Below are 10943 nucleotides of genomic sequence, written 5' to 3'. Positions count from 1 at the left end.
CCTGCTCACACATCGGACTCACTCATCTAGACGCCCTCCGGAGTTGTCCACAGGAGGGGGCGGGGCGGTGTCGCGGTGGGTCCCGGAAGGGTAATTTCCCCTCATGCCCACCCCCTCGGGACTCGTACTCCACCCGCACCTGTGGACGGCCGCCGTCGTCGCTCTCCTCGTCCTGCTCGGAATCGCGGCGGGCCAGGTCAACGGCCGTCTCGTCCGCCTCTTCGGTCCCGGACGCCCACCTCGGACCCCTGATCCCCACAACTCACTCGCCACGCACGGCGACCGGTCGGTCCCGCCGGGGCGGGACGGTGCCCCGGCGGTCTCCACGGCCACCGGGGGCGCGTGCGACGAGCTTCCGCCGTCGTCGGAGGACGACGAGGGACCGCCACCGCCCCGCTGTCCCCACTGCCGCGCCGAACTGCGCTTCCTGCGCTGGTTCCCCTCCGTGGGGGACAGGTCGTTCCGAAGACGCGGCGCCTGCCCCCACTGCGAACAGGTCATCCGGTCCCATCCGGCGGTGGTCGTCGGGACCGCCGTCCTCTTCGGGTGCGTCGGCCTCTGGGCCGCCCTCCGGCCCGACTGGTGCCCGTTCTCCGTTCTGGCCGTACTCTGGCTGACCGCCATCGGTGTGCTGCTGTCCGTGATCGACCTGCGGGTCATGCGCCTGCCCGACGCCGTCGTCCTGCCCTCCTACCCCGTCGCCGCGGCCCTGCTCGGAGCGGCCGTCCTCCTGCCCCCCGACAGACCCGACACGGGGCGGGGCGTGGAGGCGCTCACCGGCATGGTCCTGGTCACGGTGCTGTACTGGCTGCTGTGGCGGGTGCACAACACCGGACTGGGGTTCGGAGACGTCAAACTCTCCGGCCTCACCGGGCTGTACGCGGGGTGGGCGGCGGGGCCGCTCGGCGCCCTGACCGCGGTGTTCTGGGCCTTCGCGGCCTTCTCCCTCGTGGGAATCGCGTTCATGGCCCTGCGAAGACTCACCCGAAGGGACCCCTTTCCGCTCGGACCGTTCATGCTCGCCGCCGCGCTCGCCACCGTCCTGGCCCAGGAGGCCCTCCTCCCGCAACTGTGAGCCCGGTTGCGGTGCCGTGCGCCGATCCGTGGGAGGATCGTGCACATGTTGCGTTGGCTGACCGCGGGGGAGTCCCACGGACCGGCACTCGTCGCGATTCTGGAGGGCCTCCCGGCCGGTGTGTCCGTCACCTCTGACGACATCGCCGCCGCGCTGCTCCGCCGCCGCGCCGGGTACGGACGGGGCGCCCGGATGAAGTTCGAGAAGGACCAGGTCTCCGTGATCGGGGGCATTCGCCACGGCCGTACCCAGGGGGGTCCGGTCGCGATCGAGGTCGGGAACACCGAGTGGCCCAAGTGGGAGAAGGTGATGTCCCCCGACCCGGTCCCCGCCGAGGAACTGGAGGGTGTGGCGCGCAACGCGCCACTCACCCGGCCCCGCCCCGGGCACGCCGACCTGGTCGGCATGCAGAAGTACGGGCACGAGGAGTCGCGGCCGATCCTGGAACGCGCCAGCGCCCGCGAGACCGCCGCCCGCGTCGCGGTCGGTGAGGTGGCACGCCAGTTCTGCCGCCAGGCACTGGGTGTGGAGATCCTGAGCCACGTGGTGTCCATGGGACCCGTGGCGGTGCCCGAGGACGCGCCGGAGCCGGGCCCGGAGGACCTGGCCGCGATCGACGCCGACCCGCTGCGCTGCTTCGACTCCCAGACCAGCGCACGCATGGTCGAGGAGGTCGACGACACCAAGAAGTCCGGTGACACCCTCGGCGGCGTGGTCGAGGTCCTGGCCTACGGCCTGCCACCCGGTCTGGGCAGCCACGTGCACTGGGACCGGCGCCTGGACTCGCGCCTGGCCGGTGCGCTCATGGGGATCCAGGCCATCAAGGGCGTGGAGGTCGGTGACGGATTCCGCACCGCCGCCCGCCGGGGGTCGGCCGCGCACGACGAGATGGAGCCCGGACCGGACGGTGTGCGCCGCCGTACCAACCGCGCGGGCGGTGTCGAGGGCGGCATGAGCACCGGCGACCCGCTGCGGGTGCGCGCCGCGATGAAGCCGATCGCGACGGTGCCCAGGGCGTTGGACACGGTCGACACCGCGACCGGCGAACCCGCCCAGGCCCACCACCAGCGCAGCGACGTCACCGCGGTTCCGGCCGCCGGTGTGGTCGCCGAGGCGATGGTCGCCCTGGTGGTCGCCGAGGCCGCCGTCGAGAAGTTCGGCGGTGACTCGGTCACCGAGACCGCGCGCAACCTGCGGGGGTACCTGGAGTCGCTGACTCCCCGGTGACCCCCGGGCCCCGCCCGGTCGCGGTCCCGGTCCCCCGTGGCCCGAGCGGTTGTCCACGGGGACGCTTCGGGGCTGGCGGGGTACGGACGGCGGACCCCGCCCCCCACCCACGCACGTTCCGTGAACGGGTTCGAAGCGACGGTGGCCGGGGCGGGGCCTGCCCGGAGAACCGACGAACCCCTCCACCCGGTTCTCTCCGGCGGGCCCTTCGGGGAGCGGTGGCACACACACCGCACGCCATCCGGTTGGGCGGTGCGGGAAAGATCACTCCCGGGTGCCCGTGTGCGCTTGGGCGGCCTTTCCCGCCAACGGCCCACGACCCCACGCGCGCGAGGGCGGTTTCCGTCCCCGGGCAGGGTTTTCGCACCCCGACAGGGCTAGGGTGGGGGTGCAGCAAGACCAGACCCGGGGACAGCGCTTCTCGCGTGCGTGATGGCCTCGGATTCTTCAGATGGGAAGAGCGTGGCAAAAGCGATCGCGGTGCTCATCGGTTCACCCGGTTCGGGCAAGTCCACCGTCGGCGAGGCCCTGGCCAAACGTCTGGGTGCCGACCTGCTGTGCACCGACACCGAGATCGAGAAACGCGCCGGCAAACCCATCGGCGACATCTTCGTCGAGGACGGTGAGGAGCACTTCCGGGCCCTGGAGCGCGAGGTCGTCGCCGAGGGCCTGCGTGCCTGGGAGGGCGTGATCGCCGTCGGCGGCGGCGCCGTCCTGTCGGAGGACACGCAGCGCGACCTGGAGGGGCACCACGTGGTCTACCTCCACGTGGAGTTCGCCGAGGCCGCCAAGCGCGTGGGCATGGACGTCGCCCGCCCCCTCCTCGCGGGCAACCCACGCACCCGGCTCCGCCAGCTGCTCAACGAGCGCCTGCCCGTCTACGAGCGCCTGGCCACCGTCACCGTCGAGACGACCGGCTACCACCCCGAGGAGATCGTCGACGCCGTCCTGCCCTCGCTGGCCGGACACGACACCGGAAAGGCCGAGCAGTGACCGTGACCCGGATCGGTGTGGGCGACCCCACCGGCCGCTACGACGTGGTGGTCGGCAACGGCGTGCTCTCCGAACTCCCCCCGCTGGTCGGCGACGCCGCCCAGGTCGCCGTCATCCACCCCGAGGGACTGGGCGGAATCGCCCGACCCGTGGTCGGCGCCCTGGAGGCCGCCGGATACCGGGCGCACTCCATGCCGGTCCCGGACGGCGAGGCGGCCAAGACCGCCACCGTCGCCGCCGACCTGTGGTCCCGGCTCGGACAGCGCGGCTTCACCCGCAGCGACGCCGTCGTCGGGGTCGGCGGGGGAGCCGCCACCGACCTGGCCGGTTTCGTCGCCGCGACCTGGCTGCGCGGCGTGCGTTCCGTCCTGGTCCCCACCACCCTCCTGGGCATGGTCGACGCCGCCGTCGGCGGCAAGACCGGCATCAACACCCCCGAGGGCAAGAACCTCGTCGGCGCCTTCCATCCTCCGGCCGGGGTCCTGTGCGACCTCGCCACCCTGCCGAGCCTGCCCAGGGCCGACTACGTCGGCGGCCTCGCCGAGATCGTCAAGGCCGGGTTCATCGACGACCCCGTCATCTGCGACCTGGTCGAGGACGACCCCGAGGGCGCCGCCTCCCCCGAGGGCAGGCACACCCGCGAACTCATCGAACGCGCCATCCGCGTCAAGGCCGACGTCGTCTCCGGCGACCTCAGGGAGAGCGGACGCCGCGAGATCCTCAACTACGGCCACACCCTGGGCCACGCGATCGAGCGCGCCGAGAACTACACCTTCCGGCACGGCTACGCGGTGTCCATCGGCATGGTCTACGCCGCCGAGCTCGCCCGTCTGGACGGCCGTGTGGGCGACGACCTGGTGCGACGCCACCGCTCCCTGCTGGAGTCGGTGGGTCTGCCCGTCTCCTACGCCCAGGAGGCCTGGCCCGAACTGCGCGCCGCCATGAGCGTGGACAAGAAGGCACGCGGGGCCACCCTGCGCTTCGTCGTCCTGGACGGCCTGGCCCGGCCCGCCATCCTCAGCGGTCCCGCGCCCGAACTGCTGGACGAGGCGTATCGCGCGGTCACGGGCGACGCCCGGGTCCCGCGAACCCACTAGACTGCACACAGGCCAGGTGCGCACTGGTGCACCCGGGAACCCCCGGGATGCCCGCGGCCCGGCCCCACCGACCACCGACCGGCCCCCAGTGCCGGTCCCCGACGTGTCAGACCCCTTGGAGAGACGACCGAAGTGGCCTCGACGAACGACATCAAGAACGGTACGACCCTGCGGCTCGACGGCGGCGTTCTCTGGAACGTCCTGGAGTTCCAGCACGTCAAGCCGGGCAAGGGCGGCGCGTTCGTCCGTACCAAGCTGAAGAACGTCCTCACGGGCAAGATCGTCGACAAGACCTTCAACGCCGGTGCCAAGGTCGAGTTCGCCAACGTCGACCGCCGCGAGATGGAGTACCTCTACAACGACGGCGAGTCCTTCATCTTCATGGACACCCAGACCTACGACCAGATCCCGGTCTCGCAGGCCGTCGTCGGCGACAACAGCAACTTCCTCCTGGAGAACACCAAGGCCACCGTCGCCACCCACGAGGGCAACCCGCTCTACATCGAGCTGCCCGCCGCCGTCGAGCTGGAGATCACCCAGACCGACCCGGGCGTCCAGGGCGACCGCTCCACCGGCGGAACCAAGCCCGCCACCGTCCAGACCGGCGCCACGATCCAGGTGCCCCTGTTCATCAGCACCGGCGAGCGCATCAAGGTCGACACCCGCACGGGTGACTACCTCGGGCGAGTCAACTGATGAGCGGAGCACGGCGCAAGGCGCGGCGGCGCGCGGTCGAGGTCCTCTACGAGGCCGAGGTGCGCGGCACCTCGGTGGAGGACGTCATCAGGCGCCGCCGGGCCCAGCCCGAGCCGCCGATCAACGAGTTCACCGAGACCCTCGCCCGCGCGGTCGACGAGCGGCGGGAGCGCATCGACGAACTCCTGGACACCTACGCCATCGGTTGGACTCTGGAGCGCATGCCCGTCGTGGACCGCAACATCCTCCGGATGGGCGCCTACGAGCTGCTGTGGGCCGACGACATCCCCGACGGCGTGGCGATCGCCGAGGCCGTCGGCGTGGCCAAGGAGCTGTCCACCGACGAGTCGCCCAACTTCGTCAGCGGGCTCCTTTCCCGTCTGATGGAGAACAAGCCGACGCTCTCGCTCTGACACCGGCGAGCGGGGGCCGTCGGGCAACGTGGATTGAGGGAACGCAGGTGACTGACAGGACCAGTGCGACCGCGACCGCCAGCGGCGGCCCCAGCGCGAGCGGGGCGACCGGCCCGGGGCGGGCGGCCAACGCGGCCCGGACCGCGGTCGTGTGGGACGCCCTCGTACGTCTGCTGGCCCGGTTGGGGGACGGCGGTTCCCTGGAGATCNNGTGCCGCCGTTCCGCTCGCCGAACTCGGTCACCGGGTGACCGTGGTCGAGCCCAGCCCCGACTCCCTTGCGGCCCTGGAGCGCCGCGCCGCGGAGCGGGGGGTGTCCGTGCGCGGGGTCCAGGGGGAGACCGGCGACCTGGCGTCCCTGTTCGAGCCAGGCAGCGCCGACCTCGTCCTGATGCACAACGTGCTGGAGTACGTGGACGATCCGGCCGCGGCACTGCACGACGTGGTCGGCATCACCCGCGCTGACGGTGCGGTGAGCCTGCTGGTCACCAACGCGGTCGCCGGCGCCCTGCACCGCGCCCTGGCCGGGCACATCACCGAGGCCCACCACCTGCTCGGTGATCCCGACGGCCGTTGGGGCGAGGGCGACCCGATGCCGCGCCGCTTCACCCGCCGGCAGGTCACGGAGCTGATCGGAGGCGCGGGGCTGGCCGAGGAGAGCGTCCGCGGCGTCCGGGTCTTCGCCGACCTCGTCCCCGGCAACGCCTGGGAGGGCGACGTCCACGCCGGACAGCACCTGGTGGAGCTGGAGCGGGCCGCGGCCGAGCACCCCGAACTGATCGGAACCGCCACCCAGCTGCACGTCATCGCCCACCGCGCCTGACCGGGCCCCGGGGTCGTGGCAGCCGACCGGCGTCCGTCCCGCGGGGGAGCGGTGCCGCGGTGCGCGGAGGAGGCCGGGGCCCCTTCCGGCCCGTGGCGCCCCCTGGCAGCGCCTAGTCTGAAGTCATGAGCCGACGTCAACTGGAACGCGGTGCCGCGATGCGGGGCATGGTCTCCCCGGACGGCATCGTGCCGCTGGAGGCCGACTTCCCCCCGGACGGTTCCGGACCCGACGCCGACTGCACCATCCTGCACCTGGACATGGACGCGTTCTTCGCGAGCGTGGAACAGCTGCGCCACCCGGAGGCGCGCGGACGCCCCGTCATCGTGGGCGGCACCGGACCGCGCGGCGTGGTCTCCTCCGCCGACTACCTCGCCCGCGCGCGCGGCGTGCACTCCGCCATGCCCATGACGCGGGCCACGCGCCTGTGTCCGGAGGCCCTGGTCTTCCCGCCCGACGGCCGCGCCTACCGGCGGGTGTCCGAGGCCGTCATGGACATCCTGCGCTCGGTGACCCCGCTGGTGCAGCCGCTCTCCCTGGACGAGGCCTTCCTGGACGTGTCCGGCGCGCGCCGCCGCCTGGGCGGGCCGGTGCGGATCGCCGCGATGATCCGCGAACGGGTGCGCGAGGAGCAGCGCCTCACCTGCTCCGTGGGCGTGGCCGCCACCCCCTTCACCGCCAAGCTCGGCTCCACGCACTGCAAGCCCGACGGCCTGCTCCTGGTGCCCACCGACCGAGTGCGGGCCTTCCTCGACCCGCTCCCGGTCGGGGCGCTGCCCGGGGTGGGGGACAGGACCGAGCAGACCCTGGCCAGGCTGGGCGTGCGCACGGTCGGCCAGCTGGCCCGTTACGAGCCGGACCTGCTGCGCATGGAGCTGGGTGCCAAGGCGGGGACCCGGCTGGCCGAACTGGCCCGGGGAGTGGACGAGAGCCCGGTCGTGCCCGAGTCCCCCGACAAGAGCATCGGCGCCGAGGAGACCTTCGACGAGGACGTCGTCGAACCGGACGTGGTGGACCGCGAACTACTGAGGCTGGCGGAGAAGGTGGGACGCCGCCTGAGGTCCTCGGGGCAGGCGGGACGCACGGTGAGCGTGAAGCTGCGCCGGGGGGACTTCTCCACGATCACCCGGTCGCGCACCCTTCCCGAGGGCACCGACGTGGCCCGCGAGATCAGCGCCGTCGCCCGTGAGCTCTACACCGCCTCCGGTCTGCGAGGGGTGCCGCTCCGCCTGGTCGGGGTGCGGGTCGAGGGGGTCATCCCGGCCGAACAGGCGCACCACCAGATGGCACTGGGAGAGGAGGAATCGGGTTGGAGGGATGTGGAACGGGTTATGGACCGCGTAACGGCACGTTTTGGTCCGGGCGCGATACAGTCGGCCGTGTTGGCCAAGCGTGACGAAAACGACGTATGATGCGGCAACTTCCGGAGCCCTCGGAGCGTTCCAAGGGATAGGACCGGAGCGAGGGTAGAAGAGAGGCATGGAAGCCGGTGTTTCCGATACAGGGCGAGGGTATCGTGGCCGTTGTGGGCCAGGTACGCGCGCAGCTTTTCCTTCCACCGGGCGCTAGCTCACCGTATTCTGGGCATACCACAGACCAAGAGACTGTTCATCAGTACCCGTCACCCCAACCGGGGACTGCCGTAGGGAGGCGCCGTGCCGCTCTCTGAACACGAGCAGCGCATGCTCGACCAGATCGAGCGGGCGCTGTATGCCGAGGACCCGAAGTTCGCGAACACCGTTCGGCAAACGAACCCCGCGGTCCATTACAAGCGCTGGATCATCAAGGCCGGGCTCGGATTCGTCGTCGGTGTCGTTCTGCTGATGACCGGGTTGATGCTTCAGTCCACAGCCGCCCAGGTCGCCATCAGCGTCCTCGGTTTCCTCATCATGCTGCTGTGCTTCCTGTGGGGCGCCAACGCCTGGCGTAAGGCCGCGGGGGGCGGGGCCGAGCACGGTACCGCCAAGGCCGAGCCCAAGCAGAAACGCAGGGGTGGCGGTAGCCGTCCCGGAATGATGAACCGTTTCGAGGAGCGCTGGCGTCGCCGCCAGGAGGGCGAGGAGTAGGCCTCCTCCCCCCGAGTTCGTGGCCGCCGCCCGGCCGGTCGTACCCGGAACGGGGACGTTCGGGAGGGGACCGCGCCGACACGCGACGGCACGTGGTGGGGCTCCGCACGGGAGTGCGGGGCCCCACCACGTTTTCCGTTTCCGTACCGTCCCGCCGGAACCGCGTCGGGGATTCCGCACGGTGGCACGGGTGCGTTCAGGGCCCGGGTGGTACGGCGGACCGGGACGGGCCCAGGGCACGTGCGAGGGCGGCGTCGACCCGGTCTGCGTGCCCGGGCAGGTGCGGGGCCGTCCAGGCGGCGGTCGCCCGCAGGAAGTCGGCCAGGTCGCGCTCCGCGTCGGCGAGCAGGCGCCGCAGGTCGGTGGCGGTCGTCTCGATCACCGGACCGCCGTCCGCCTCCGCGTCCACGGTCAGCCGGACGGTGTCACCGACGCGTTCGGCGATCGGGGACGGATCGTGACCGAAGAAGACGGGGCCGCCGCCGTCGACGACCTCCCACCAGTCGCCCCGATCCTCCAGACCGTCGCAGCAGCCGGGCAGCAGGGTGACACCGGTGGCGGTGTCGGTGATCCGCAGACCACCGGGTACGAGCGGGGGGTCCCCGTCGACCAGCCCGTGCAGGAAGGCTCCGAGCGGCTCGGAGAGACCACCGTCGCCGTCGTCGTTGTACTCGGCGACCGACATCACCGCCGTACCGATCTCCGCCGGGGCGACCGCCCCGCTGAGCGGCAGGAGACCGTACGCCCCCAACGGTGCGGTCGGCCAGAGGGCGAACCCGTCACAGGGCTGGATCTCCAGGACGGGGCACGCGGTGATCAGGACGTCACCGGCTGGGGATCGGGGCCTGGGCGGGGGCGGCGCCACGGCGCCAGGGAGCGGGGCAGCAGCACCGCACGTGCGCGCGCACCCGCACCGGCCGCCGCGGCCAGCCCGGCACGGGCCGTCCGCAGGTCCTCGCCCAGCCCCTCCGGGGCGGTGGGCGAGGGCGCGTAGCGCGCCGACTCCTCGGCCAGGGCCAGGCGCCACAGCGCGGCCGCGGCCTCCGGGGACACCGCTCCCGGCGCCGCCCCCGACATCAACCCCTCCCGGCCCGTGGCCGGTCGCGGCGCGGCCCCGTGGCGGGCCAGGCGCTCGGCCGTGGCGCGCGGGCTCTCCGTGAGCGTCCACGTGCCGCCCAGGTCCAGGCAGGTGTCCCGCAGTTCCCGCCACGCGACGTGCGCGTTCCCGGTCGCGGACGCCTCCGGGCCAGTGCCCCCGCGCGCACCGCCGGACGACGCCGCGATCCGGGACCAGCGCACCAGGGCACGCACCAGAGCGGGCAGCGCCAACAGCAGCAGCGCTCCGAAGGCGACACCCACCACAGGCAGCCACGACACNNGGGCCCCGCCGCCGACGAGGTCGGCTCGTCCTCGGGTCCGGCGCTCCCCTCGGGCTCCTCGTCCGGGGACGCGGGCTCCTCGGTGGCCGGGTCCTCAGCCCGCTCCGACTCCTCCGGGTCCAGGGGCTCCTCGGGAACACCGTCCGAGCCGTCGGAGCCGCTCACCCCGCCCCGGGAGTAGTCGGGCACCGTCGCCGACCCCTGTCCCGCCGACGGCGACGACGGGGTCGGCTCGAACCGGACCCAGCCCGCGCCCTCGAAGTACAGCTCCGGCCAGGCGTGGGCGTCGCCCGTGGACACCGCCCACCGGCCGTCGCCCTGGAGTTGGCCCGCGGTGTAGCCCACCGCGACCCGTGCCGGGATGCCGACCTGCCGCGCCATGACCGCCATCGCCCCGGCGAACTGCTGGCAGTAGCCCACCCGGTCCTCCAGCAGGAAGTACGCGAGCGGATCGGCGCCGTCCGGCACCTGGGGCAGGTCCAGATCGTAGGTGAACAGGTCCCCCGTGAGGTGCTCCTGGAGCGCCACGGCCTGCTCGTAGGGGGTGCGGGCGTTCTCGGTCACCGCCTCGGTCAGCTCCCGGACCCGCGGGTCCAGGCCGTTCGGCAGGTCGCGGTAGTCGCCCGGCAGGGACCTCGGCCGCCCGCTGTCGGCCAGCTCCTCCGCGGACGGCTCCGGGTCCACGCTCTCCACGGTGAAGCTCATCCCCGTGGTCGGACTGCTGGTGGTGAACACCATGTTGCTGCCGGGGGCGGCGTACCACTCGCCGGACACGTCCACCGTCCGCGCCCAGTACGGCAGCGGCAGGAAGTCCACCCCGGGCGCGTCCTCGTCCAGCGAGATCCGCGTGGTGACCGTGTTCTCGGAGGGGACCGAGTCCCACCCCGTCGGCAGCGGCAGTTCCCCGTCGAGCCTGGTGTCGCCCGAGGCGTCCGCCGGTGTCATCGTCCAGTTCACGCCGTCGAACTCGTCCAGCACGTGTGTGCGCAGGTAGTCCGGTTCTTCTGCGTCGGTCCGGTAGGTCAGCACCGTGCGGTCGGCGCCGGCGGTCAGGTCCCGCCGCAGCGTGACCAGCGGGTCCGTGGTGGTGAGGGCGCTCTCGCCCCTGCCGACGTAGGACCCTTCGGCCATCGTGTAGAACACGTCGGTGCGCAGCGAGGGCAGCGCCAGGGGCA

General features: G+C 72.6%; 11 protein-coding genes and 1 pseudogene. 9 read left to right on the top strand and 3 right to left on the bottom strand.

Translation table 11 applies throughout. The annotated features are described in order from the left end of the window. The first annotated feature begins 103 nt into the window (after positions 1-103). The 9 genes and pseudogenes from D455_RS0121405 (at position 104) to D455_RS0121365 (ending at position 8389) form a co-directional block, all read left to right on the top strand. Positions 104-1075 carry a prepilin peptidase gene (locus tag D455_RS0121405; RefSeq protein ID WP_017572733.1) on the top strand — a complete coding sequence of 324 codons (972 nt, stop codon included), beginning with the start codon at positions 104-106 and terminating at the stop codon, positions 1073-1075. A 45-nt stretch (positions 1076-1120) separates the two neighbouring features. Continuing rightward, the gene (gene aroC / locus D455_RS0121400; protein ID WP_017572732.1) at positions 1121-2302 is read left to right on the top strand and encodes a chorismate synthase; all 1182 of its coding nucleotides are present in this window, start codon (positions 1121-1123) and stop codon (positions 2300-2302) included. Between the two features lie 480 nt (positions 2303-2782). Beyond that, positions 2783-3295, top strand: coding sequence for a shikimate kinase (locus D455_RS0121395; protein ID WP_017572731.1), 513 nt, complete (start codon positions 2783-2785; stop codon positions 3293-3295). After that, entirely contained in the window at positions 3292-4392 is a 1101-nt protein-coding gene (gene aroB / locus D455_RS0121390) for a 3-dehydroquinate synthase (protein WP_017572730.1), read from the top strand. Before D455_RS0121395 ends, aroB begins: the two co-directional genes overlap by 4 nt. A 132-nt stretch (positions 4393-4524) precedes the next feature. Further along, positions 4525-5088: an elongation factor P gene (gene efp / locus D455_RS0121385; protein WP_017572729.1), complete on the top strand. Its 564-nt coding sequence runs from the start codon at positions 4525-4527 to the stop codon at positions 5086-5088. After that, complete coding sequence (gene nusB, locus D455_RS0121380) at positions 5088-5501, top strand: transcription antitermination factor NusB (protein ID WP_017572728.1); 414 nt, start codon at positions 5088-5090, stop codon at positions 5499-5501. Before efp ends, nusB begins: the two co-directional genes overlap by 1 nt. Before the next feature lie 47 nt (positions 5502-5548). Then, positions 5549-6323 (top strand): annotated as a pseudogene (locus D455_RS31265) (methyltransferase domain-containing protein). 158 nt (positions 6324-6481) lie between these two features. Further along, complete coding sequence (locus D455_RS0121370; RefSeq protein WP_017572726.1) at positions 6482-7735, top strand: DNA polymerase IV; 1254 nt, start codon at positions 6482-6484, stop codon at positions 7733-7735. 243 nt (positions 7736-7978) lie between these two features. Then, positions 7979-8389 (top strand): DUF3040 domain-containing protein, encoded by a 411-nt coding sequence (locus D455_RS0121365; protein WP_026122851.1) that lies wholly within the window; start codon positions 7979-7981, stop codon positions 8387-8389. Positions 8390-8585: 196 nt separating this feature from the next. Here the strand turns inward: D455_RS0121365 and D455_RS31260 are convergent, their stop codons facing one another. The 3 genes from D455_RS31260 to D455_RS31255 are packed head-to-tail and all read right to left on the bottom strand — an operon-like array spanning position 8586 to position 10899. Next, a complete protein-coding gene (locus D455_RS31260) occupies positions 8586-9254 on the bottom strand; it encodes a hypothetical protein (RefSeq protein WP_241480306.1) in 669 nt (222 codons plus the stop codon). Next, positions 9206-9466, bottom strand: a complete 261-nt coding sequence (locus tag D455_RS35535) for a hypothetical protein (RefSeq protein WP_017572723.1) — start codon at positions 9464-9466, stop codon at positions 9206-9208. The genes D455_RS31260 and D455_RS35535 overlap by 49 nt, the downstream gene beginning before the upstream one ends. Then, complete coding sequence (locus D455_RS31255) at positions 9466-10899, bottom strand: transglutaminase family protein (protein WP_449289314.1); 1434 nt, start codon at positions 10897-10899, stop codon at positions 9466-9468. Before D455_RS31255 ends, D455_RS35535 begins: the two co-directional genes overlap by 1 nt. Positions 10900-10943: the final 44 nt, after the last annotated feature.

This window comes from Nocardiopsis halotolerans DSM 44410, from assembly GCF_000341065.1.
Lineage (GTDB): Bacteria > Actinomycetota > Actinomycetes > Streptosporangiales > Streptosporangiaceae > Nocardiopsis > Nocardiopsis halotolerans.
Note: the sequence above shows the minus strand (reverse complement) of the source record. Positions and strands in the feature narration are given on the sequence as shown.

Excerpts from the sequence above, each read along its gene's own strand:
- nusB (WP_017572728.1), top strand. The coding sequence starts at position 5,088 with ATGAGCGGAGCACGGCGCAAGGCGCGGCGGCGCGCGGTCGAGGTCCTC.
- aroC (WP_017572732.1), top strand. The coding sequence starts at position 1,121 with ATGTTGCGTTGGCTGACCGCGGGGGAGTCCCACGGACCGGCACTCGTC.
- D455_RS0121370 (WP_017572726.1), top strand. The coding sequence starts at position 6,482 with ATGCGGGGCATGGTCTCCCCGGACGGCATCGTGCCGCTGGAGGCCGAC.
- D455_RS35535 (WP_017572723.1), bottom strand. The coding sequence starts at position 9,466 with ATGTCGGGGGCGGCGCCGGGAGCGGTGTCCCCGGAGGCCGCGGCCGCG.
- D455_RS0121405 (WP_017572733.1), top strand. The coding sequence starts at position 104 with ATGCCCACCCCCTCGGGACTCGTACTCCACCCGCACCTGTGGACGGCC.